This is a genomic window from Cyanobium sp. Cruz-8D1, from assembly GCF_024345975.1.
GTDB lineage: Bacteria > Cyanobacteriota > Cyanobacteriia > PCC-6307 > Cyanobiaceae > Cyanobium.
Map to the genome: position 1 here is coordinate 96,466 of NZ_JAGQCD010000004.1, position 22,599 is coordinate 119,064.

24 protein-coding genes are annotated in these 22,599 nt (G+C 70.9%); 10 read left to right on the forward strand and 14 right to left on the reverse strand.

From position 1 onward, the window contains the following. Nucleotides 1-42: 42 nt before the first annotated feature. Complete coding sequence (locus KBZ33_RS04265; protein ID WP_254950987.1) at nt 43-645, forward strand: cytochrome c oxidase subunit 3; 603 nt, start codon at nt 43-45, stop codon at nt 643-645. A gap of 121 nt (nt 646-766) precedes the next feature. After that, nucleotides 767-1,147: an AbrB family transcriptional regulator gene (locus tag KBZ33_RS04270; RefSeq protein ID WP_254951137.1), complete on the forward strand. Its 381-nt coding sequence runs from the start codon at nt 767-769 to the stop codon at nt 1,145-1,147. An 18-nt stretch (nt 1,148-1,165) separates the two neighbouring features. Here KBZ33_RS04270 and KBZ33_RS04275 read toward each other — a convergent pair whose 3' ends face one another. Both KBZ33_RS04275 and KBZ33_RS04280 read right to left on the reverse strand, forming a co-directional pair. Continuing rightward, entirely contained in the window at nt 1,166-1,756 is a 591-nt protein-coding gene (locus KBZ33_RS04275) for a DUF308 domain-containing protein (RefSeq protein ID WP_254951135.1), read from the reverse strand. A gap of 82 nt (nt 1,757-1,838) precedes the next feature. Beyond that, nucleotides 1,839-2,480 (reverse strand): riboflavin synthase, encoded by a 642-nt coding sequence (locus KBZ33_RS04280; RefSeq protein WP_254951133.1) that lies wholly within the window; start codon nt 2,478-2,480, stop codon nt 1,839-1,841. A 69-nt stretch (nt 2,481-2,549) separates the two neighbouring features. Between KBZ33_RS04280 and KBZ33_RS04285 the strand changes: the two genes are divergently transcribed. Together KBZ33_RS04285 and KBZ33_RS04290 are read left to right on the forward strand one after the other, a co-directional pair. Continuing rightward, nucleotides 2,550-3,101: a bifunctional nuclease family protein gene (locus tag KBZ33_RS04285; protein ID WP_254950985.1), complete on the forward strand. Its 552-nt coding sequence runs from the start codon at nt 2,550-2,552 to the stop codon at nt 3,099-3,101. An 85-nt stretch (nt 3,102-3,186) separates the two neighbouring features. After that, a complete protein-coding gene (locus KBZ33_RS04290) occupies nt 3,187-4,272 on the forward strand; it encodes an aldo/keto reductase (protein WP_396107942.1) in 1,086 nt (361 codons plus the stop codon). A 15-nt stretch (nt 4,273-4,287) separates the two neighbouring features. Here the strand turns inward: KBZ33_RS04290 and KBZ33_RS04295 are convergent, their stop codons facing one another. From KBZ33_RS04295 to topA, 5 genes are read right to left on the reverse strand one after another with little or no spacing between them, the layout of a single operon-like run. Further along, nucleotides 4,288-5,310: a twin-arginine translocation pathway signal gene (locus tag KBZ33_RS04295; protein ID WP_254950983.1), complete on the reverse strand. Its 1,023-nt coding sequence runs from the start codon at nt 5,308-5,310 to the stop codon at nt 4,288-4,290. Further along, nucleotides 5,311-6,471: a nicotinate-nucleotide--dimethylbenzimidazole phosphoribosyltransferase gene (locus tag KBZ33_RS04300; RefSeq protein ID WP_254950981.1), complete on the reverse strand. Its 1,161-nt coding sequence runs from the start codon at nt 6,469-6,471 to the stop codon at nt 5,311-5,313. It lies immediately after the preceding gene. Continuing rightward, nucleotides 6,468-7,124, reverse strand: coding sequence for a DUF2232 domain-containing protein (locus KBZ33_RS04305; RefSeq protein WP_254950979.1), 657 nt, complete (start codon nt 7,122-7,124; stop codon nt 6,468-6,470). Before KBZ33_RS04305 ends, KBZ33_RS04300 begins: the two co-directional genes overlap by 4 nt. Before the next feature lie 4 nt (nt 7,125-7,128). Beyond that, a complete protein-coding gene (locus KBZ33_RS04310) occupies nt 7,129-7,623 on the reverse strand; it encodes a hypothetical protein (protein WP_254950978.1) in 495 nt (164 codons plus the stop codon). After that, nucleotides 7,623-10,352, reverse strand: coding sequence for a type I DNA topoisomerase (gene topA / locus KBZ33_RS04315; RefSeq protein ID WP_254950977.1), 2,730 nt, complete (start codon nt 10,350-10,352; stop codon nt 7,623-7,625). Before topA ends, KBZ33_RS04310 begins: the two co-directional genes overlap by 1 nt. 184 nt (nt 10,353-10,536) lie before the next feature. Between topA and KBZ33_RS04320 the strand changes: the two genes are divergently transcribed. Together KBZ33_RS04320 and KBZ33_RS04325 are read left to right on the forward strand one after the other, a co-directional pair. After that, on the forward strand, nt 10,537-12,078 hold the full coding sequence (locus KBZ33_RS04320; RefSeq protein ID WP_254951129.1) for an NAD(P)H-quinone oxidoreductase subunit N: 1,542 nt from the start codon (nt 10,537-10,539) through the stop codon (nt 12,076-12,078). Between the two features lie 18 nt (nt 12,079-12,096). Then, nucleotides 12,097-12,780 (forward strand): ABC transporter ATP-binding protein, encoded by a 684-nt coding sequence (locus KBZ33_RS04325; protein WP_254950975.1) that lies wholly within the window; start codon nt 12,097-12,099, stop codon nt 12,778-12,780. A 14-nt stretch (nt 12,781-12,794) separates the two neighbouring features. Here KBZ33_RS04325 and KBZ33_RS04330 read toward each other — a convergent pair whose 3' ends face one another. From KBZ33_RS04330 to KBZ33_RS04350, 5 genes are read right to left on the reverse strand one after another with little or no spacing between them, the layout of a single operon-like run. Further along, nucleotides 12,795-14,039: a peptidoglycan DD-metalloendopeptidase family protein gene (locus KBZ33_RS04330; protein WP_254950973.1), complete on the reverse strand. Its 1,245-nt coding sequence runs from the start codon at nt 14,037-14,039 to the stop codon at nt 12,795-12,797. Between the two features lie 36 nt (nt 14,040-14,075). Continuing rightward, nucleotides 14,076-14,864 carry a biotin--[acetyl-CoA-carboxylase] ligase gene (locus KBZ33_RS04335; protein ID WP_254950971.1) on the reverse strand — a complete coding sequence of 263 codons (789 nt, stop codon included), beginning with the start codon at nt 14,862-14,864 and terminating at the stop codon, nt 14,076-14,078. Further along, nucleotides 14,861-16,072, reverse strand: coding sequence for an aminotransferase class I/II-fold pyridoxal phosphate-dependent enzyme (locus tag KBZ33_RS04340; RefSeq protein ID WP_254950969.1), 1,212 nt, complete (start codon nt 16,070-16,072; stop codon nt 14,861-14,863). The genes KBZ33_RS04335 and KBZ33_RS04340 overlap by 4 nt, the downstream gene beginning before the upstream one ends. After that, nucleotides 16,059-16,409: a thioredoxin domain-containing protein gene (locus tag KBZ33_RS04345; RefSeq protein ID WP_254950967.1), complete on the reverse strand. Its 351-nt coding sequence runs from the start codon at nt 16,407-16,409 to the stop codon at nt 16,059-16,061. The genes KBZ33_RS04340 and KBZ33_RS04345 overlap by 14 nt, the downstream gene beginning before the upstream one ends. Before the next feature lie 35 nt (nt 16,410-16,444). Beyond that, on the reverse strand, nt 16,445-17,218 hold the full coding sequence (locus tag KBZ33_RS04350; RefSeq protein WP_254950965.1) for a PspA/IM30 family protein: 774 nt from the start codon (nt 17,216-17,218) through the stop codon (nt 16,445-16,447). 95 nt (nt 17,219-17,313) lie between these two features. Here KBZ33_RS04350 and KBZ33_RS04355 point away from each other — a divergent pair, with 95 nt between their 5' ends. Beyond that, a complete protein-coding gene (locus tag KBZ33_RS04355) occupies nt 17,314-17,886 on the forward strand; it encodes a DUF721 domain-containing protein (RefSeq protein WP_254950963.1) in 573 nt (190 codons plus the stop codon). A gap of 19 nt (nt 17,887-17,905) precedes the next feature. Here the strand turns inward: KBZ33_RS04355 and KBZ33_RS04360 are convergent, their stop codons facing one another. Continuing rightward, on the reverse strand, nt 17,906-18,427 hold the full coding sequence (locus tag KBZ33_RS04360) for a WbuC family cupin fold metalloprotein (protein ID WP_254950962.1): 522 nt from the start codon (nt 18,425-18,427) through the stop codon (nt 17,906-17,908). A gap of 111 nt (nt 18,428-18,538) precedes the next feature. Between KBZ33_RS04360 and KBZ33_RS04365 the strand changes: the two genes are divergently transcribed. The 3 genes from KBZ33_RS04365 (at nt 18,539) to KBZ33_RS04375 (ending at nt 21,416) form a co-directional block, all read left to right on the forward strand. Next, entirely contained in the window at nt 18,539-19,528 is a 990-nt protein-coding gene (locus KBZ33_RS04365; protein ID WP_254950961.1) for an SDR family NAD(P)-dependent oxidoreductase, read from the forward strand. Nucleotides 19,529-19,774: 246 nt separating this feature from the next. Continuing rightward, nucleotides 19,775-20,548, forward strand: coding sequence for a hypothetical protein (locus KBZ33_RS04370; RefSeq protein WP_254950959.1), 774 nt, complete (start codon nt 19,775-19,777; stop codon nt 20,546-20,548). Nucleotides 20,549-20,810: 262 nt separating this feature from the next. Then, nucleotides 20,811-21,416, forward strand: coding sequence for a methyltransferase domain-containing protein (locus KBZ33_RS04375; RefSeq protein WP_255011557.1), 606 nt, complete (start codon nt 20,811-20,813; stop codon nt 21,414-21,416). Nucleotides 21,417-21,441: 25 nt separating this feature from the next. On the opposite strand, the gene ald is transcribed toward KBZ33_RS04375, so the two are convergent. Continuing rightward, nucleotides 21,442-22,590, reverse strand: coding sequence for an alanine dehydrogenase (gene ald / locus KBZ33_RS04380; RefSeq protein WP_254950957.1), 1,149 nt, complete (start codon nt 22,588-22,590; stop codon nt 21,442-21,444). Between the last annotated feature and the right edge of the window lie 9 nt (nt 22,591-22,599).

The window sequence follows — 22,599 nt, forward strand, 5'->3', positions numbered from 1 at the left end:
CCATCGCTTTCCTCACCCCCGCCGTCCCCTGTCCGTCGTCCCATGACCAGCCTCGCCACCAGCACCAGCGCCGCCGAAGCGGTCACCGCCGAGGCCCATGAAGGCCATGCGGATCTGAGGCTTTTCGGTCTGGCCACCTTCCTGGTGGCCGACGGCATGACCTTCGCCGGCTTCTTCGCCGCCTATCTCACCTTCCGTGCGGTCAATCCGCTGCCGGCCGGGTCCACCTACGAGCTGGAACTGCTGCTGCCATCGATCAACACGCTGCTGCTGCTGGTCAGCAGCTACACCTTCCACCGCTCGGGCCGCCATCTGCTGCTGGGTCAGATGGGCCCCTGCCGCGCCTGGCTGCTGCTCACCGCAGGCCTCGGAGCCGCCTTCCTGGCCGGGCAGATGGTCGAGTATTTCACCCTGCCCTTCGGCCTCACCGACAACCTCTTCGCCAGCACCTTCTATGCCCTGACGGGCTTTCACGGACTGCATGTCACCCTCGGGGTGATCTGCATTCTCCTGGTCTGGTTCCAGACCCGCAACGGGGGTCGCGTCACCAGTGCCGCCCCCTTCGGCCTGGAGGCCGCTGAGCTCTACTGGCATTTCGTCGACGGCATCTGGGTGGTCCTTTACGGGATTCTTTACCTGCTCTGATTCCCTGACTGTTGCCTGTTCAGCACAACGATCGGCACAATCAACTCAGAAGTCTCCGTCTGACCGGCTGATGGGTGCCCAGAAAGGATCAGCCAATGAGGACAACTCAGGCACAGGCCTGATGCTGGAGGGCCAGGCGTTGCTCGATCGGGCCCGCTCACTCAGCAACCGGCCGGAGGACCAGATCGCCCGGGCCTGCGGCTATGTGGGGCCAAGCGGCAGGGTGCTCAAGAAGAATTTCTACCGGGCCCTGGTGGCCGCCAAGGGCTACACCCTGCCGTCGAGTGGGGCCGCCAGCGGCGCTGCCAGTGGGGTCGGGAAGGGACGTCAGGCTGAATTCCGCACCCGGGTGCACGGCAACGGCAACCTGCTGATCGGCCAGGCCTACACCCGGCGCATGGGGCTGGAACCGGGTCAGGAGTTCAGAATCGAGATCCACAAGGAAACCGGTTCGATCTGGCTGTTGCCCTTGGATGGGGCCGTCGGGGACACCCTCTCCTGAGCCGGGTCCCGCGGGTCGTCAATCGGCTTCGGGGTGGAAGCTGGCGCTGAAACGCAGCAGGTCGATACCGCTGAACAGGAAGCTGATCCCCACCAGGGTGCCCACCACCCAGAGCAGGCTCCAGAACTTCAGCGTCAGGATCAGCAGGCCCAGGGCGAGCGTCACCAGACCGTTGACCAGCCCCCAGCGCCAGCCGGTGATGTGACGGTGCGAGGTGGCGACCAGGGCCTCCACCAACCCCTCCACCACAAACACCACGCCGATGGCCAGGGCCAGGCCGGCCATCGGGATCGCCGCCGCCGCCGGACCGGAGGCCATCTGCTGGATCATCCACACCCCCAGGACCAGGAACAGGGTGGAGGTCACCAGGCGCCAGAAGGTGATGGCCCTGCTCAGCCCTGGGGAGCGCAGCAGGGAGCTGATCCACCCCACCAGGCCCCCGACCAGGAAGGCGATCGCCACCACGGCCGTGACCCACTTGGAGGCCAGCACGGGAAACACGAGGGCCAGCACCCCCAGCACGAGCAGCATCACCCCCTCGGCCAGGGTGAAGGCGCGCAGGGCTGCCCCCATGGCCTGGCGGGAGGAGGGGGCTTCGGGGGTGAGCATCTGTGCCGTTGTCGCTGTCGTCAGCGTGACAAGGGAGCCCACCGCTGGCCACGGGCGTTGATGACTCAAAGCATCCGCCGGGCTACCCCCAGCCGTGTTCGGCCAACCAGGCGGAGGAGAGGGTGGCCTCCGGCGGCGCCATCCCGGTCGTCCGCAGCAGCCGCTCGGTGTACTTGGCCAGCAGATCGGCCTCCAGGTTGACCGTCTCTCCCACCCGGCGTCCCGCCAGGGTGGTGCCGTTCCAGGTGGTGGGAATCACGGCGATCCAGAAGCGGCTGCCGTCGGCCTCGCAGCCGGCCACCGTGAGGCTGATGCCATCCAGGGCCACGCTCGCCTTCTCGCACACATAACGGCCGTAGGCGGGATCCTGCCAGGCCACCTCAAGCCGCCAGGCGTCCGGCTGCCGCTGGATGGCGGTGATCTCGCCGAGGCCATCGACGTGACCGCTGACCAGGTGGCCGCCGAGACGGTCGACCAGACGCAGGGCCGGCTCCAGGTTCACCCAGCCGCCGCCGGCGGCCCGTTCGGCCAGGGTGCTGCGGCCCAGGGTCTCCTGGCTGACATCGGCCCGGAAGCCATCGGCGAACAGCTCGGCCACCGTGAGGCAGACCCCATCGACGGCAACGCTGTCCCCCAGGGCCAGGGGTCCGAGGTCCGTGCGCACCCGCACACCGGCCGGACTCCGCTCCAGCCTGCCGATGGCCTGCACCAGTCCGGTGAACATCCCCTGAGGCGGCGGCACTGGCCATAATCGTTTCACGGGAACCATCACGTGCGAGGAGCGGGCCCGACCATGGTTGAAATGCGTGTCGCCGGGATCGCCCTGGATGCGGCCAGCCGAAATCCGATCGTCCTGCTGCGCGATCCTGCCGGCCGCAGGCAGGTGCCGATCTGGATCGACCAGGCCCAGGCGCAAAACATCCTTTCGGGCCTGAACAGGGAACGGCCGCCCCGGCCCTTGAGCCACGACCTGATGGCCAACCTGCTGGAGGCCGGCGGCCTGCAGCTGGAGCGGGTGATCATTCACGCGATCGAGGACAACACCTTCAGGGCCGTGCTCAAGCTCCAGGACGGCACCGACCAGCCCATCGAGCTGGACGCCCGGCCCAGCGATGCCATTGCCCTGGCCCTGCGCACCGACAGCGGCATCTGGATGCTGGAGGAGGTGGTGGCCGATGCCTCGATTCCGGTGGATGCGGAGGCCGATGCCGAAGACCAGGAGGATTTCCGCCGCTTCCTCGACCGCACCAGCCCGGCCGACCTGATCCGCCACATCGGCCGAACGGTGGCCGAGCCCGATCTCGGCCCGGAGGAAGCCCCCGAGGGTGGCGGCCCTGGCGCCTGATCCCCAAGACCCATGGCCGCCGCTGCCGGCAGGACGGCGATCCTTCGGGACGGGGAGGCCGGTGTCGGCGTTCACCCTCGGCACGATGCGGGCCCTGGACTCCCCGGAGGCCATGGACGCCGTGCTGGTGGCGGCCCTGGCGGCCGGGATCAACCACATCGAGACGGCCCCCGCCTACGGCCCCGCCGAGGCCTTCCTCGGTCGGGCCCTGCAGCGTCTGGCGGCGCGCGATCCGGCCGGTCGCTCCGCCCTGGTGCTCACCAGCAAGCTGCTGCCCGGCCTGGAGCTGGAGGACGGCCGCCGCCAGCTGCGGGCCTGCCTGAAACGCCTCGGGATCGAACGACTCGACAATCTGGCGGTGCATGGCCTCAACCGGCCGGACCATCTGGCCTGGGCCGTTTCGGGGCCAGGGGCCGAGCTGCTGGCCTGGGCCATGGGGGAGGGGCTGGTGGGCCAGGTGGGCTTCAGCAGCCACGGGGACGCGGCCCTGATCGCGGCGGCCCTGGACAGCCACCGCTTCAGCTTCTGCAGCCTGCACGTGCATCTGTTCGACCAGGAGCGGCTGCCCCTGGCCCGCCAGGCCCTGGCGGCGGGACTCGGCGTGATGGCCATCTCCCCAGCTGACAAGGGCGGCCGTCTGTATGATCCCTCCGCGGAGCTGACGGCCGACTGCGCCCCCTTCGCGCCGCTGGAGCTCGCCTACCGCTTCCTGCTGGCCGAAGGGATCAGCACCCTCACCCTGGGGGCTGCCCGGCCCCAGGACCTGGCCTGGGCCATTCTCCTGGGCGCCGCCGCCGCTGTCCCCAGCGCCGGCGAGCGGCAGGACCTCGCGGCGGCGCTGGCCCGCCTGGAGGCGGCCGGGAGTGAACGCCTCGGGGCCGACCGCTGCGGCCAGTGCCGCCAGTGCCTGCCCTGCCCCAACGCCGTGCCGATCCCCGCCCTGCTGCGGCTGCGCAACCTGGCGGTGGGCCATGGCATGGAACCGTTCGCCAGCGAGCGCTACAACCTGATCGGCCGGGCCGGCCACTGGTGGGAGCAGGTGGATGCCTCCGCCTGTGGCCGTTGCGGCGCCTGCCTGCCCCGCTGTCCGCTCCGGCTGCCGATCCCCGATCTGCTGGCCGACACCCACCGGCGGCTGGCCGCTGCGCCACGCCGCCGCCTGTGGGGCTGAGTTCTGTTGCCCTCTTCAAGCGCCAGGGGCAGGGGCGGCGCCATCCCAGAGCTGCTGCAGCCTGCGGCGCTCGGCGGCCGCCAGCGGCGGCAGGCTGAAGCAGCGCTCCAGCACCGACTGGGGGGGCAGCAGCAGGGCGGCGATGGCCGCCGGGAACTCCGCCAGGGCTCGCTGCAGCTGGTCCCTCGGCAGGGGCGGCACCCAGCCCCCCGTCAGCAGGGCCGGCAACAGGGGTGGCTCCAGGGCCTCCCCCAGCCACTCCAGGGGCGGCTCGGGATGGGGACCGGCCGGCCGCAGCAACAGGTTCCAGCTCAGGGGGGCGCCGCCCTCGGGCAGCAACACCTGCAGCCGGGGATCGCGGCGCAGCAGGCCCACCACCCGCTGGCGGGGCAACACGGCGGCCTCGGCCTCGCCGGTGAGCAGCAGGCTCAGGCCATCCCGCTCGTCGTAGGCCAGGGCTGAGCGCCGCAGACGCCGCAGCCGTTCCGGGTCCTCCCCCACCAACGCGATCGTCACCCGGGGAGACGAGGGCAGCACCAGCCGGCCGGCCAGGCTGGGATCGAGCAGCAGATCCCAGCCCTCGGCCCGGCGCCGGGCCAGGTCGGGCCGGCTGCGCAGCACCAGCACCCAGGGGCCGTAGGACCAGGGGAAGGCCAGGGGGCCGGCGCCGGGCGGGCCATGGAGGCGGGCCAGCGGGGCCGCCATCGGCGCGAACCGCTCGATCAGCGCCGGGGTGCCGATGGGCTGGAGGTCGCCGGTCCTGAGCTCGGCGGCCCAGCCATCGCTGAGCTGCACCAGGCCCGTCAGGGGAGCGGCCGCCCGGGCCAGCACCTGGGCGGGATCCTCCAGAAGCTCGCTGCGCCAGGGCTTGGGCAGGCGGCGGACCCAGGCGGCGGGCAGATCGCCCCGGCTGCCCAGCAGCAGCAGCTCCTGACGCTCACAGCCGGCCAGCAGGGTGAGGGCGGAGGCGGCACCGAGGCGCAGCAGGGTACGGCGGCTGAGGCCCGGGGACGGTGGTGGGGGGAAGGGGGCACCCATTCAGCGGACCGTAGGCGGGGGTGGCCCCAGCAGGGTGGCGCAGGCCTGGTCGCAGAGGCGGGCCAGGGCCGGGCCGGAGCGGCCACTGAGCTGCCATAGCAGGGCCAGCCCCCCCGCTCCCACCCCCTCCTTGACGTAGCCCCGCTCATAGGCCTCCAGGGCCGGATGGCAGGGATCGGTGAAGCGCAGGTCGGCCGCGAAGGCCAGGGGCTCCACCCCCCAGCGCGCCCCGATGCGGCCCAGCAGCAGGGGCAGGTCGCTGCCGGACTCCTCGGCCACCCAGGCGGTGGTGCCCAGGGCGGTACCGGCGGCGATCGCCGGGCGCAGGCAGGGGGACGCCAGGGCCAGGGCCAGGGCCAGCACCGCCGCCATCTGGCTGCCGCCGGCCAGCAGCACGGGCCGGCCAGCAGCGGCGGCGGCCAGCACCACGGCGGCGGCCAGGGGTTGCATCGGATCCCCAAGGGCGGCAACCACCCGTGCCGCAGCGGCCGGATCCCCTGCTGAGGCCCCAGTCAGGCCCGCCGCCCGCAGCCCCCGTTCCACCAGCGCCGCCTTGCGACCATGGTCGGGGTGGCGCAGGCTGCCGCTCACCAGCCCATGGGCGGCCACCCCCAGACCCACCAGCACGGCAAGGGCGGTGCTGGTGCCCCCGGGCACGCATTCCGCCAGCAGCAGGGGCCGCCCGGGGGTCAGGCGCTCCGCCCAGCGACGGCCCAGGGCCAGCAGGGCCTCCACCCGGGCCGGATCGAGGGCCTCCCCGCCGCTGAGACAGCGGGCCGGACCGGCCCCGGCCAGCCCCGGCAGCCGCAGGTGGGCCACCGCTGGGGCCACCGGACAGCCCAGGTCCACCACCAGGGGGGCCAGGGCCAGCTCCCGCAGCACCACATGGCTGATCAGGGCGGGCGACACCCCAGCGGGCAGGGGCGGCAGGGCGTGGGGACGCTCCCCGGCGGGGCCGAACAGCAGCAGTTCGGCATCGGCGGCGGCCGTGCGGCGCCGGGAGCTGGGGGTGGCGCCGGCGGCGGAGATGCCGGGCACGGCGGCGGTCTCGGTGGCCGCCAGCAGCAGCAGCACCTCGCTATGGCGCCAACCCTGCCGCCAGGGCCCGCACCAGCGCTCGGCGGCGGCCGCGGAACCGCAGATCCGCCGCAGCTGGCTCAAAGGGGGTCGAGGGCCACCAGGCCGCGCAAGGCCGGCGGCGGCTCGCTGATCGGCAGGTCGAGCCTTGGGAAGATCCAGTAGGCCACGGCATGGAGAGCCAGCACCACGATCAGGTTCTGCAAGAGAACCAGCAACAGGGCCGCGACCTGCACCTGGGCCAGATCGAACCCCCCGGCCAGACCCACCACCCCGGCCAGGCGGTCGAGCAGGTTGGCGGCGGCGGTGGTGATCAGCACCCAGAGGTTCTCCCCCACCAGCACCGAGAGCACCGCCACCCGCACCAGGAAGCCGCCGGCGCCGATCAGGCCGCCCACCCCCAGGGTGAGCCACCAGCTGCTGCGACGACGCCAGCCCCAGCCCAGCCAGAGCGAGAGCAGGCCATAGGGGAACAGCACCAGGGGGCCGCGGATCGGCCCCATCAGGGCCACCAGCAACAGGGCCGTCACCACCACCCCCTCCAGGGCACAGCGCCAGCCATGGCGCAGCTGCAACAGGGCCAGGGGCAGGGGCAGGGCGAGGCGGAACAGGGGGCTGCCCACCGGCAGGTAGTAGAGCGCCACCCACAGCAGGGCGGTGGAGGCCGCCAGGTAGGCGGTGTCCATCAACTGGCGCGCCTGGCGAGGGCTCAGCTGCCGCCGGGAGGGAGGGGTCATCGGCTCAGCGCGGCGCTGGCGCCGGACGGGAGGTGGGGGCCGCGCTGCCGGTGGCTGGGGCGGGGGTCTCCGTGGCCGGGGTGCCGGCTGCCGGCATGCGCTCGATCGTCTCCACCTCGAACGGCACCCCCGCGGCCCGCAGCGCCTTGGTGACCACCTCGGCGGGCGCCGAGGGATCGGCCAGGGGCAGACGGATGGTGACGCGGTAGGGGGCCGGACGGACCGCCGGGGCCGCCGGGGTCTCCAGGGTAGGCGCGGTCGGAGGACGGGCCGGAGGTTCGTTGGCCGCCGGACGGGCCGGGCTCTCTGGGGTCGGGGCCGGGTTGGCGGGGGTCAGGGTCCTGGGCGCGGTGGCTGGCGGGGAGGCTGGGGCGGCGGGGGCGCGGGAAAAACTGCGCGACAGGGCCTCGCCGAAGGGTGTGCCGCCGCAGGCGGACAGCAGCAGGGGCAGCGTCAGCAGGGTTCCCGCCAGCGGAAGGGAGGGGCGGGGAGACGCCATCAGCTGCTGGCGGGTTTGATCACCCGCACGGCGCTGGCCCGCAGGCGACCGGACTTGGTGGTGGCGGGAGGCTTCTTGGCGGCGGCTGGCTTGGGGGTCGCCTTCTTGGCGGCCGACTTGCTGGCGGCGGGCTTGGCGGCTGCCCTGGTGGCGCTGCGGGCCTTGGCGGCGCCCTTGGTGGTGGCGGCCTTGGCGGCCAGCAGCTCCACCGCCTGCTCCAGGCTGATGGTGTCGGCGGTGGTGCCCTCCGGCAGGGAGGCATTCACCTTGCCCTGTTTGACGTAGAGCCCGTAGGGGCCGTCGAACAGCTGGATGGTCTCTTCGGAACCCTCAGGAGCTCCCAGATCCTTGAGAGCCGTGCGACCGCCGCGGCCCTTCTTGGGCATGGCCAGCAGCTCCAGGGCCCGGCTGAGGCCCACCGCCAGCACGTCGTCTTCGGCCTTGAGGGAGCGGTAGTCCTTCTCCCCCTTGCCCTTGTCGTGGACCACGTAGGGACCAAAGCGCCCCAGCCCGGCCTGCACCTTGCCCCCATCGGGGTGCTCACCCAGGTGGCGGGGCAGCCGCAGCAGCCCCAGGGCGTCCTCGAGGCTGAGGTCCTCGGGCTTGACGCCCTTGGGCAGGGAGGCGCGCTTGGGCTTGGGCACCTCCTCGCTCACCTGGCCGCGCTGCACATAGGGGCCGTACTGGCCGAACAGCAGGTAAACCTGTTCGCCGCTCTCCGGGTCCTCCCCGAGCGACTCGGGACCTTCGGCCTTCTGACGCAGCAGCAGCTCGGCCTTCTCGGCGTCGAGATCGGCGGGGGTGATCTCCTGGGGCAGGGTGGCCTTGAGCAGCTCCTCGCTGCCGTCGTCGGCCACCCGTTTGGTCTCCAGGTAGGCGCCGAAACGGCCGATCCGCACCACACAGGGCAGACCCTCCAGCACCACCGTGCGGGAGATGCCGGGGTCGATGTCGCCCTCCCGTTGCTGCACCTGGGTCTCCAGGCCCTTGTCGCCTTTGTAGAATCCCTCCAGGTAGGGCAGCCAGGACACCTTGCCCGTGGAGATCTCGTCGAGGGTGTGCTCCATCTTCGAGGTGAAGGCCGTGTCCACCAGGTCGGGGAAGTGCTCCTCCAGCAGGGCCGTCACCGCGAAGGCCGTGAAGCTGGGGGTGAGGGAGTTGTTCTGCAGGGTGGCGTAACCCCGGTCTGTGATGGTGCCGATGATGCTGGCGTAGGTGGACGGCCGGCCGATGCCCTCCTTCTCCAGGGTCTTGACCAGGGCGGCCTCGCTGTAGCGGGCGGGGGGCTGGGTCTGGTGGCCGAGGGCCTCCACCCCCCGGCAGACGGGGGCATCACCGACGGCGAGCGACGGCAGCAGCACCTCCTGGCCCTCCAGGGCCGCGTCGGGATCGTCGCTGCCCTCCACATAGGCGCGGAAGAAGCCGGCGAAGTCGATGCGCTTGCCGCTGGCCCGGAAGGTGGCGCCCGCGGCTTCAATGTCGACGGCCAGCAGGGTGAGCCGGGCATCGGCCATCTGGCTGGCCACGGTGCGCTTCCAGATCAGCTCGTAGAGGGCCAGGTCGCGGCCGTCGAGGCCGGAATCCTTGGGCGTGCGGAAGCTCTCGCCGGCGGGGCGGATCGCCTCGTGGGCCTCCTGGGCATTGCGGGCCTTGGTAGTGAACTGGCGCGGCGCCGGGCTGAGGAATTCCTTGCCGTACATGGCGCCGACGCAGTTGCGCGCCGCCGTCAGGGCCTGGTCGGACAGGTGCACCGAGTCGGTGCGCATGTAGGTGATGAAGCCTCGCTCGTAGAGGGCCTGGGCTGTGCGCATGGTGTCGCGGGCCGAGAGCCGCAGCTTGCGGTTGGCCTCCTGCTGCAGGGTGCTGGTGGTGAAGGGGGGCACGGGCCGCCGCAGCGTGGGCTTCTCCTCCACCGCCGACACCCGCCAGGGGGAGCTCTCGACGGCGGCCTTGAGGGCACCGGCCTCCGCCTCGCTGAGCAGCTTCACCTTGCTGCCGGGCTTCAGGCCGCCGGTGGTCTCGTCGAAGTCGGAACCGCCGGCGATGCGCTCGGCCCCCAGGTGGGTGAGTTTGGCTTCGAACGGCACCGCCGCCTGCGCAAGGCCGGCCTTGAGATCCCAGTAGCTGCCGCTGCGGAAGGCGCGGCGGGCCCGTTCGCGCTGCACCAGCAGCCGCACCGCCACCGATTGCACCCGGCCGGCGGAGAGGCCCCAGGCCACCTTTTTCCAGAGCAGGGGCGACAGGGTGTAGCCCACCAGGCGATCGAGGATGCGGCGGGTCTCCTGGGCATGGACCAGCTCCATGTCGAGATCACGGGTCTGGTCGAGGGCGCGGCCGATCGCTTCCTTGGTGATCTCGTGGAACACCATCCGCTTGACCGGCACCTTCGGCCCCAGGAGCTGGAGCAGGTGCCAGCTGATGCTCTCCCCTTCCCGGTCTTCATCGGTGGCCAGCAGCAGCTGGTCGGCATCCTTGAGCGCGTCCTTGAGCTCCTTCACCACCTTTTTCTTGTCCTTCGGCACCACGTAGAGGGGCTCGAAGGCGTTGGCGGTGTTGACGCCGAGGTTGGCCCACTTTTCTCCTTTATGGGCCGCAGGAATCTCGCTGGCGTTGTTGGGCAGATCACGCACATGGCCCATCGACGCCTCCACCCGGTAGGTCTTGGGCAGGAACGCCCGAATGGTGCGGGCCTTGGTGGGGCTCTCGACGATGACCAGGGTGTGGGCCACGGGAAGGCGCGATACCGCTTCCTTCTTTATCGCATCGGCGGACCCAGCGGGTATCGGGGCACCAGACTGACCCCCCAGATGGCGGCTACAGTCCGCACCATCGCGTGCCTCCCCGATCCCTGTGTCAGTCCTGTTTCTGGCAGCAGCGAGCGCCGTCACCACGGCCGCATCCGCCGCCGAAGCCATTGCCTCAGGTTTGGGCACCGGCGGCCTGGCCCTGCAGCTGAACGCCGGGGCGATCGCTCCGGAAGTGGCCGTTCTGCTGACGCTGGTGGTCTGCCTCGTGGTTGACCTGGCCGGGGAAAAGGCGGCCAGCCGCTGGGTGCCGCCCATTTGCTATGGCGGCCTGGGGTCCTCCCTGGTGCTCTTGGCGCTGCAGTGGAACAGCCCCCTGGAGCCCTCCTTCCTCGGGTCCTTCCTGGCCGACAACCTGGCCATCGCCTTCCGGGCGGTGGTGGCCGCCTCCACCTTGATCTCCCTGCTGCTGAGCTGGCGCTACGTGGAGCGCAGCGGCACACCGATGGGCGAATACGCCGCGATCCTGCTGGCCGCGACCCTCGGGGCCATGTTCCTTTGCGGCTCCACCGACCTGGTGAGCATCTTCATTTCCCTGGAAACCCTCTCGGTCGCCAGCTATCTGCTGGCGGGGTACATGAAGCGGGATGCCCGCAGTTCCGAGGCGGCCCTGAAGTATCTGCTGGTGGGATCGGCCGCCGCCGCGGTGTTCCTGTACGGCGCCTCGCTCCTTTACGGCCTCAGTGGCGGCGCCACCAGCCTGGCGACCATCGGTTTGGCCCTGCAGACCAGTGCCTCACCGATCACGGCCCTGGCCCTGGTGTTCGTGCTGGCCACCGTGGCGTTCAAGATCGCCGCCGTTCCGTTCCACCAGTGGACCCCCGATGTCTACGAGGGTTCCCCCACGCCGGTGGTCGCCTTTCTGTCGGTGGGCTCCAAGGCCGCCGGTTTCGCCCTGGCGGTGCGGCTGCTGGTGGGCTGTTTCGAGAGCTTCGATGCCCAGTGGAAGTTTCTGTTCACCGTGCTGGCGGTGCTGAGCATGGTGCTGGGCAACGTGGTGGCCCTGGCCCAGACTTCGATGAAACGGATGCTGGCCTACAGCTCCATCGGCCAGGCCGGTTTCGTGATGATCGGCCTGGTGTGTGGCACCGAAGATGGCTTCTCGGCGATGGTCCTCTATATGGCGGCCTATCTGTTCATGAACCTGGGCGCCTTCGCCTGCATCATCCTGTTCTCCCTGCGCACCGGCAGCGACCGCATCGCCGACTACGCCGGTCTTTATCAGAAGGATCCCCTGATCACCCTGGGCCTGAGTCTTTGCCTGCTCTCCCTTGGCGGGATCCCACCGATGCTGGGCTTCTTCGGCAAGATCTACCTCTTTTTCGCCGGCTGGGCCGACCACCAATACCTGCTGGTTGTGGTGGGTCTGGTCACCTCCGTGGTGTCGATCTATTACTACATCTCGGTGATCAAGATGATGGTGGTGAAAGAACCCCAGGAGGCCTCCGATGTGGTCAAGGCCTACCCCGCCATCACCTGGAATCTGGCCGGCATGCAGCCCCTGCGGGCCGCCCTGGTGGGCTGCGTGGTGATCACCGCCGTGGGGGGCGTCCTCTCCAGCCCGCTGTTCGACTGGGCCAGCTCCACCGTGGCCGGCACCCCGATCCTGCAGCAGGCCATCGCCGCAGCGGCCATCGCCCCGCTGGGCTGACTTCCTAGCCTTTCGGCCATGGATCTCCCCAAGCCCCCGGTGGCCGAGCTGGCCCACGTCTCCAAGGTTTACGGCAGTGGCGACACAGAGGTTCGTGCCCTCGACGACCTCTCGTTAACGGTGCAGCAGGGCGACTACCTGGCGGTGATGGGGGCCAGCGGATCCGGCAAGAGCACGGCCATGAACATCCTCGGCTGCCTGGACCGGCCCAGTTCCGGCAGCTATCGGCTGAACGGCACCGATGTCGACAGCCTCGACGACGATGCGCTGGCCGACCTGCGCAACCAGCAGCTGGGTTTCGTGTTCCAGCAGTTCCATCTGCTGCCCCAGCTGAGTGCCATCGACAACGTGATGCTGCCGATGATCTATGCCCGCATCCCCAAGGAGGAGCGGCGCCGGCGGGCCCTGGCGGCCCTCGATCGTGTCGGCCTTTCCAACCGGCTGGAGAACAAGCCCAACCAGCTCTCCGGCGGCCAGCAGCAGCGGGTGGCTTTGGCCCGGGCGATCATCAACGATCCGGCCATGCTGCTGGCCGACGAGCCCACCGGAGCCCTCGACTCCCACACCACCGAGGAAGTGCTGAGCCTGTTCGGTGATCTCAATGCCCAGGGGATCACGATCCTGATCGTCACCCACGAAAATGAGGTGGGCGCCAGGGCCGATCGGGTCGTGCACTTCCGCGACGGACGCATCAGCGCCTGACCCGCACCCCCGACTCAGCCGGGGGAAGGCGTCCGATCTGTGGGCAGGGCCAGGGGAGAACGGGGCCGCTCCAGGGTGGCGATGAGCTGGCCCATCAGCAGGGCCACCGCGTCGCTGGACCCACGGCCATCGGGACCGGCCATGCCGGCGAACAGGCTGCCGCCCGGGTCGAAATCGCCGGGATTGGTGGCGACCCAGCCGCCATCCTGGGGCAGGCGCAGCTCGAAATGCAGGTGGGGGCCGGTGCTCAGGCCCGTGCTGCCGACGCGGCCGATCACTTCGCCCTGACGCACCATCTCCCCGTCCTTGACATAGAGCTCGGACAGGTGGCCATAGAGGGTGCGGCGCCGGGGGCGGTCATGCTCCAGCTCCACCGCCAGACCGTAACCACCTGCCAGACCGCTGCTGACGACGCGTCCGGAGAGGGCCGCCACCACCGGCGTGCCCTCAGGGGCCGCCAGATCACGGCCCGCATGCATCAGCCAGCTGCCGATGATCGGATGCAGGCGCCAGCCAAAGTCGCTCGTGGTGACGGCGGAGCCGATCAGGGGGAAGAGCAGGCGCAGGTTGCCGTTGCCACCGATCGGGGCGGGCCGGGGGGTGACGCGAAACACGTCGGTGAGCCGGAAGCTGCCGCCGGCTCCGGTGAGCAGGGCGCTGACGGGAACGGTGATCGGCGGCAGGGGGGAAGCATCAAGGCCGAAACCGCCGAAGCCGATGCCGCGGCCCCCGGCCGCCAGATCCCCCTCGCCCCGTCCGTCCGCGAGACCATCCTTGCGGCCGCGGCCGATGATGATCACACCGGTATTGCATTCCTGTACGGAGAGGGCCCCGGCACGGCAGGCCTGGCTGCGGGAGGCCGCCTGCTGGGGCGAGAGCAGGGAGCCGCGCACCCGAACCCGCTCGCCAGGGGTCACAACCCCTTCCCGCACCAGGGCATCGAGGGAGGCATCAAAGCGGCGGACCGGTTCGGGACGGCGCTCGGCCGTTCCGGGACGCAGCATCGGCGGAGGGGCCTCACCGCTGACCGGTGATGGAGGCGCCAGGGGTTGGACGGGGGCCTGGAGCTCGGGGCGGGTGACCGGCGCGGCGATTCTCACCGAAGGGCGCAGCACCGGCGTCGGTTCTGGGGCCTGGGCCGGCGGGGCCGTCGCTTCGGCGCCAGGAACGGCCTGGGCCAGCACCAGGGGCATCGCCAGCCACGAGGCGGTGGCCCCGGCCGTGAGGGCCGTCAGAACGGTGAGGGGCTGGGGGGACATGTCAGAGAAAGGCGATACACACTTTAAGGGGGGTGCTCAACCGGCGCCGAACGTGCGTTGCAGCACCTGCTCCCGTGGGCCGTGAACCAGCCGCAGTCCGCCATCGGCCGTCAGCCCGATGGGACGCCAGTCTTCGCCGTTGCGGTGGATGGGCCCAGCGGGCAGCAGCAGACGCCGCTCCGCCTGCCGGCGCACCTCCTCGGGCTCCCCGGCCCAGGCCATGGCCCACTCCAGGGCCGCCAGCACCTCCCCACACCAGAGCAATGGATCGGCGCGCCGGGGGCCCAGCAACGTCGCCACGGCCACCGCACCGGCTGGCACCCGGTTGGCGGCATTGAGCCCGACACCGACGCGGGCCCAGCGGCAGACGCCCCCCCGTAGCCGCAGCCGGGGCAGCAGGCCCGCCAGCTTCAGCGGTGTGGCCCCATCGGCGGCCACCAGCAGCAGATCGTTCGGCCATTTGAGCCGCACCGGCAGCCCCCGGGCCTCCAGCCGCAGGCACAATCCGACCGCCGCCGCCAGGCCGGGGGCGGCGGCCGGCTCGGCAGCGGCGGGCCAGGGCAGGGCTGCACTCAGCCAGACCCCCCCGCTCGGGGAGCACCAGGGGCGGCCCTGCTGGCCGCGGCCGAAGCGCTGGCGGCGGGCGATCACGGCCCGGGGGGCCCGCAGCGACCCGTCGCCCGCAAGGCGCGGGTCATCGGCCAGCCAGCGATCGAGCTCCGTCTCGGTACTGGCGCACACCGGCAGGGCCCGCAGCCGCCAGGGCAGGGGAGGCGTCGGGGCGTTTGGCGTCGCTCGTCGCTGGGCCCCGATCGCGCCGATCAAAACCGCCGCAGCCAGTCGCCGATGCGGGCCGCCCCCGCCTCCAGTTCCGCGGCCGGGTGGACCAGGGCCAACCGCTGCCAGCCCTCGCCGCCGGGGCCGAAGCCGTTGCCGGGGGTGAGGCAGACGCCCGTGGCCTCCAGCAGGGCGGCGCAGAAACGCTCCGAATCCAGACCCCGAGCCCGCGCCGGCTCAGGGATCTGCAGCCACAGGTAGAGGGCCATTGAGGGCAGCCGCACCGGCCAGCCCTGGGCCTCGAGGGCGGCGGCCATGCGGTCGCGGCGCTCGCGGTAGACGCCGCGCAACTGCTCGGGCCAGTGGGGGGCCTGCTCGAGGGCGGCGATGGCTCCGGCCTGCAGCGCCAGGGACTGGTTGAAATCCACCACCCCCTTGAGCTGGCGCAGGGCACTGATCAAGTCCTCAGCACCGATGGCGAAGGCCAGCCGGTACCCCCCCAGACACCAGCTTTTAGAGAAGGAGAAGAACTCGATGCCACAGCGCCGCCAGGCGGGATGGCGCATCAGGGCAGGGGCCTCCCCGTCCAGGGCCAGATCCACGTAGGGGTTGTCATGGGCGAGCACCACGTCGTGGCGCAGGGCCCGCTCCACCGCCGCGTCCAGCCAGGCCTGCTCGCCAGTGGTGGCCGTGGGGTTGTGGGGAAAGCCCAGCACCATCAGCTTGAGGGCCTGCCACTGGCTGGGGGCCAGCCGGTCGAAATCCGGACGCCAGCCGGCCTCGGCGTCGAGGGGCAGCAACACCGGCTCGGCGCTGGCCAGATGCAGGCCCCCCATGTGGGAGGGGTAGTAGGGGTCGAGCAGCAGGGCCGGATCGCCGGGGTTGAGCACCGCCAGCGGCAAATGGGCCGTGCCCTCCTGGGAACCCACCAGCAGCAGCACCTCCGTTTCCGGATCCACCGCCACGTCGAATCGCCGCCGCGCCCAGGCCGCCACCGCTTCGCGGAAGGGCAGGGTGGCGGCGTGGAGGCAGTAGGACGCACTCTCGGGCCTGGCCAGGCCCGCGGCGATGGCCTCAAGGGCCACAGGCGGGGGCTGCAGGTCGGTGGAGCCGAGGGAGAGATCCAGCAGCGGCGGCAGGGGAGACGCGTCGGCACCGTGGCCGGCGGCGGCACGGACGCTGTAGGCGGCCTTGCGCTGGTCGTTGCGGGCGAAGACGCCGCTGCCCAGCCGCGACAGGCGCTCAGAGATGGGCATCAAGGAACGCCTTGAGCTGGGACTGGGCCATGGCACCTTCGTGGCGGGCCACTTCCAGGCCGGCCCGGAACAGGATCAAGGTGGGCAGGCCCTGCACCTTGAGGCTGTCGCGGCTGATGGGGTTGGGATCGGCCTCCAGCTTGCCGACAGTGAGGGCGCCTCCGGGAACCTCGGCATAGGCCGTGGCGGCCCAGGTCATCAGGGGCGCCATCAGGCGGCAGGGGCCACACCAGGCCGCCCAGACGTCCACCAGCACCGGTCCTGGAGCCTCGAGAACCGACGCCTGGAAGTTGGCATCGGTGAGTTCAAGGACGGGGGAGTCGACGTCGGCGGGCACGGCGTTCGGAACAGCGGTGGCCCGATTGTATGAATTCAGAGCTTGTCGATGGACTGGCGCAGTTCCTCGAGTTCGGCATTCACCTCAGCCACCTTCACCGGCTCCAGCAGGGGGGCCGGTCCGCCCTCCATGGGCAGGGAGATGGGGGTCTTGCCGCCTTCGAGCCGGTTTTTGAGGGCCGCCAGCTCTTCGTCGACGTTGCTGCCCTCCAGGGCCGCGAACTGGCTTTCCAGATCGGCCCCGGCCAGCTCGGCGGCGGCCTGGCTGCGGGCCTCCATGTTCAGCACCTTCTCCTCCATCTGGTCGAAGGCGGCCATCGAACTGTTGGTGTTCAGGCTGCCTACGGCGTTCTGGAGCTGCTCCTGGGCCTGGGCCGCCTGGGCACGGGCCTTGAGCATGTCCTTCTTGGTCTTGGCCTCGGCGATCTTGCCTTCGAGGGCGGTGAGGCTGCGCTTGAGGGTGTCGACCTGACCGGCCTGGCCGTTGAGCTGGGCGTTGAGGGCGGCGGCGGTGTCGGTGTAGGTCTTACGGCGCGAGAGGGACTCGCGGGCCAGATCCTCTTCACCCTTCTTGAGCGCCAGTTCGGCGCGTTCGTACCAGGTGCGGCTCTGGGCCTCGGCCTGCTCGGCCTGATTCTGCAGCCGCTTCTGGCTGGCGATGGCGGTGGCCACGGCCTGGCGCAGCTTGACCAGATCGGACTGCATGTCCGCCACGGACTGATCCAGGATCTTGGCCGGGTCCTCGGCCTTGCTCACCAGGTCATTGAGGTTGGCGCGCAGGAGGCGGCTCAGCCGATCGAAAAAACCCATGGAGGCGGGGCTATTGCAGAAGCTGACAGTAGCCAGAACTGGCCAGGCGCACCCAGCCAACAGTCAGCGGATTGCCGCACCCCTAGCGTGGGCCCATGGAGCCGTCCCGTTCCCGCCAGCGCCGCCAAGCCGACAGCGGCGGCTCCCGTCGCTGGATCAGCGAGGCGCTGCAGACGCGCCGGGTGGGCAACATTTCCTTGCTCATGCCGCCTCCCCGGCCGCCGGCCAGTGCCCTGGCGAGCTGCCTCGACAGCCTCCAGCAGGACTGGCGCCGCGACGGCCACCTGGCGGGCCTGTGGCGGGAATGGCCCCGCATCGCCGGCCCCCAGCTGGCCCCCCATTGCCGCCCCCTGCAGCTGCAGGGGGGCCTGCTGACAGTGGGCGCCGCGCCGGGACCCTGGCTGCAGGCCCTGCAGTACAACCGCCACCAGCTGCTGGGTTCGCTGCGGGCGGCGGGCTTTGCGGTGCGGGACGTGCGGGTGCAGCAGCACCACCCCGCCCCCACCACCCCGGGCGGCCAGAGCGAGGCGGAGGTGTGGGCCGTCCATCCCAGCCGCTGCGATGTTCACGGCATGGCGGACTGCCCGGCCTGCGGTCGGCCGGCCCCGGCCGGGGAGATGGCCCGCTGGGGCCACTGCAGCTTCTGCCGCCGCGCAGAGCTGGCCTGAGCGCCTCACCCGGGGCCCTTCAGGGGCCGCCAGCCTCGTGCTGGTCGCCGAACAGGGCCCGCCAGGCCTTCTCCTGGGCCGCCGCAGCCTCGCTGCCCTCCAGGGGGAAACCAGCGAGGAAGTCCTTGTCGGCGGATGGCTCGTAGGGCCCCTGCTTGATCTCCATGAGCACCGCATCGGCGCTCAGGGCCACCAGGGTGTGGATCACCCCTTCGGCCAGCTCGATCCCGAACAGGGGCCCGCCGGCGCTGATCCGTTCACACCCGAGCACCCGACCACCACCGTCGAGCAGCACCAGCCCCACTTCTCCCTGCAGCACCAGGAAGCACTCGAAACCGGCCCCGGGTGGCTGGCGACGGTGGCGGTGGGGCCGCACGTAGGTGCCGATCTGCAGGACGTTGAGGAAGCGCTGCACCCGATCGGCGGGGGCATGGAAGTTGTGGTTGAGACGGCGGCGGCGGGAGCCGCGGGCGCCGGCCGCCACGGTGTCGAACAACGCCTGATCGATGCGCTGCAGGGGAGAAGGCGTTGCGGACTGCATCGGAGACAGGGACAGCCATCGGTGTCCGTCCTAGTCCGTCCTGCCCATGGCGCGGCTCCTTAGCCTGAGCTGGTTCACGGCCCCCGTTTCGCCGCCCGCAGGAGTCCGCCCTTGGCCGCCGCGCGCCACATCCTGCTGACCGGCGGCAATTCCGGCATCGGCTTTGAGGCGGCGGTGGTCCTCTGCCGGGCCGGCCACCGGCTCACCCTGCTCTGCCGGGATCGCCCCAGCGCCGAGGCGGCCAGCCGGCGGGTGCTGGAGCGGGCCGGCGCCGGCACGCCCCCCGCAAGCGAGGCCTGCGACCTGGCGGATCTGGACAGCGTGCGGGCCTGTGCCGCCGTCCTGCTGGCCCAGGCGACCCCCATCGACACGCTGGTGCTCAATGCCGGCCTGCAGTACGCCGGCGCCAGCGAGCCGCGGCGCACCGCCCAGGGCCATGAGCTCAGCTTCGGGGTGAACCATCTCGGCCATGTCCTGCTGGCCCACCAGCTGGGGCCCCTGCTGGCGGCCGGACAATCCCCACGGCTGGTGGTCACCGCCAGCGAGGTCCACGACCCCAGCACCGCAGGCGGGAAGGTGGGCGCCCCGGCGGGGCTGGGCGATCTGGCTGGCCTGCGGCCGGGCCAGGCCACCACGATGGTGAACGGCACGGACCGCTTCAATGCCGACAAGGCCTACAAGGACAGCAAGCTCTGCAATGTGCTGTTTGCGCGTGAGTTCGCCCGGCGAGTGGAGGCGCAGGGAACGCCCCATCCGGTGATCGCCTGGAGCCCCGGACTGGTGATTCCGCCCACCAGCGAAGGCGGCTTCTGGCGCTACAGCCGCCAGTCGAACGAGCTGGGGCAACGGTTATTCGCCCTGGCGGCCCGCTCGATCCTGCGCCTCACCGAAAGCGTCGAGAACGCCGGGGCGCTGCTGGCCGCCCTGGCCGTCGATGACGCCTACGCCGTCAACGGCTTCCGCTACCACTGCAACCGCGTCACGGCCCCGGGCCGGCATGTGTTTGCGCCCACCGCCACCAGCGCCGAAGGACAGGACGCTGATCTGGCCTGCCGGCTCTGGGAGGCCAGTGCGGCCCTGGTGGGGGTGGGGGCGCCATGAGCAAGACCACCGGCCCCCACTGGAATCCGCTGGCGCCAGAGCAGGCCCATCGCTGGCGCTGGCTGGAGGGCCAAGTGCAGGAACTGGTTCCCGTGAGGATCCCGCCTCCGGGTCACGCACCCGCTTCACCCGCTTCCTGAGCGTTGCCGACACCGCCGGGGGCATTTGGGGTGCAACGCTTGCCACCAATGGAGTGCCTGCTGGGCCGCCCCTGCCTAATCTCCCGCCAAAGCTCCCCCCCCTGCGATGGCCGTGTCTCTGATGCAGGATCCCTCCGGTGGATCCTCCCTGAAGGTGATCGAGGCCGTGAAGGAGGGGTGGCAGGCCTTCACCCGGGCCCCCTGGGTGTTCGTCGGTTTCACCCTGCTGGCGGGGGTGCTGAGCAGCCTCTGCTCGCTGATCCAGGGCCAGATGGACCCCGATGCAGCCGCCGTGGTCACGACGGTTGAGGTGATCCGCCTCGTGGTGGGCTCGATCCTGAGCGTGTTGGTGAGCCTGTGGAGCACCACGGGTCTGGTCCGGGGGGCCTGGTGCGCCCTGGCGGGAGGGAAGCCAAGCCTGGGCACCTTCCTCCGCTGGGACGGCCAGGCCAGCTGGCGACTGTTCCGTAACGGGCTGGTGCTGGGGATCCTGTTTGGCGCCGTCCTGGTGGTGGCGGCCCTGGTGGGGGTCGCCGCCGCCCGGCTCAATCAGGTCCTGGCCGTGTTGCCCTTCCTGGTGGCCTTCACCGTGCTGATCTACCTGGCGGTGAACCAGAAGTTCATGGCCCAGATCGCCCTGCTCAAGGGGCTGGGCCCGATCGAATCGATCACCCGCGGCCGCACCCTGCTTGATCCCCAGTGGGGCTCGGTGCTGCTGCTGGCCCTGGTGGAATTCGCCATCGCCCTTGTGGGCCTGCTGGCCTGCTTCGTGGGGCTGCTGGTGGCGGTGCCGGTGATCCTCTGCACCAGCACGGCCGCCTACCGCCAGGTGTTCGGCAGCGAAGACCTCACGGGACTGCTGGTCGAGCCGGCGGCCTGACCCCGGCCGCTTGCAACGGTCCTGCCTGCTGACTCCGCGGTTGATCGTGATTCGGATTGATCACATTCCACACGACGGTTCCTGAACACGATGGCCGAAGGTGGATGTTTGCTTCGCTTTCGCCATTCGCTCATCCCCAGGGTTGCCTCCCCTCGATCTGGGCTTGTCCCCCTCCCATGCCCTTTCCCCATGGAACTGCCAGTGATTCGGCCTCCGGCCCCGGAGCGTCGATGCCGCTCCGGGAGGAAGAGATCCTGACCTCGTGGGGCCTCAATGCCGCCGTCTGGACCAAGGCCATCCTCAAAGCGATCAAGGAGTTGCCCCACGCACCCTGCTGGATCTGGGCTGCGGTGAAGGCTGGCTGGCCCACCATTGCGCCCGTCAGGGCATTGAGGTGCTCGGCATCGACGCCGTGAACGAGCTCACGGCTGTGTCCGCGGACAGCGCCCCGCCTGGTGCCCGCTTTCAGACGCTGACCTACCAGCAGGTCGCGACCGGCAGCCTGAAGGAGCGGTTTGATGTGGTGGCGGCCAACTTCTCCCTGTTGGGGAATCGCAGCGTCGACGAGCTGTTCCTGGCTCTGCCGAAGCTGCTTGTCCCCACTGGCTGCGTGCTTGTCCAGACCCTGCACCCCATGCTGATCTGCGCCGACCATCCCTACGAAGATGGGTGGCGGGAGAGCTCCTGGTCAGGCTTTTCCCCATCCTTCCGGACTCCGGCTCCCTGGTACTTCCGCACCATGGAATCCTGGAAGGGGCTCTTCCGCCGTCACAACCTCGAGGTCAGGGAGATGCGCGAACCCCTGGATCCCATCAGCGGCCAGCCCGCCTCGGTGATCTTTCGCGCCACCACCATGAACGCCGCCTGAGCCGCCTGAAGGCCCGGCCGCTGACTCAGCGCAGGCAGGCCATCGGATGGCGGGGCGCCACCCCAAGAGCCTTGGCCACGCCGGGATGGCACACCGCCCCATCCACCGTGTTCAGACCGGAGAGCAGTTCGGGCCGGTCGGTGACCGCCTCGAGCAGGCCCCGCCCCGCCATCACCAGGATGTAGGGCAGGGTGACGCTCACCAGCGCTTCGGTGGAGGTGAAGGGCACGGCGCCGGGCATGTTGCCCACGGCGTAGTGCTGCACGCCATGGATGGTCACCACCGGATCGGTGTGGGTGGTCTCGCGGCTGGTGGCGATGCAGCCCCCCTGGTCGATGGCCACATCGACGATCACCGACCCTGGCCGCATGCGCTGCACCAGCTCCTCCCCCACCAGGGTGGGGGCCCGGCCTCCGGGCAGGAGCACGGCGCCGATCAGCAGGTCGGCCCCCGGCACCAGCCGCTCGATCAGGCTGCGGCTGCTCACCAGGCCCGTCATGCGGCCGCGCCGGGCGGTCTCCAGGCCCCGCAGGCGTTGCGGCGAGCGATCCAGCAGGAACACTTCCGCATCCATCGCCGCGGCGATGCGGGCCGCATTCCAGCCCACCGTGCCGGCCCCCAGCACCACCACCCGGGCGGGCCGCACGCCGGTGCAGCCCCCCATCAGCACACCACGGCCCCCGTGGGGTTTCTCCAGCAGGTGGGCCCCCACCTGGGCCGCCAGCCGGCCGGCCACCTCGCTCATCGGCGCCAGCAGCGGCAGGCTGCCGTCCTCAAGCTGCACCGTCTCGTAGGCCAACGCCGTGGTGCCCGCGTCCAGCAGGGCCTGGCCCACCTCGGGGTAGGCCGCCAGGTGCAGGTAGGTGAACAGCACCAGGTCGCTGCGCAGAAAGGCGAATTCCTGGGGCTGGGGCTCCTTCACCTTCACCACCAGATGGGCGGCCCAGGCCTCCTCACAGCTGACCAGGCGGGCCCCGGAGGCGCGGTAGTCGTCGTCGCTGATGCCCGCCCCCAGCCCGGCCCCCTCCTGGACGCGCACCTCCATGCCCTGGGACACCAACTCATGGACGCCGTCAGGGGTGAGGGCCACCCGCTGTTCGTCGCGCTTGATTTCCGTGGGCACACCGATGCTCGCCATCGGAGAGGCCAGGGGTGCCGGGCCGGGAGCTGGCATGGACCGAAA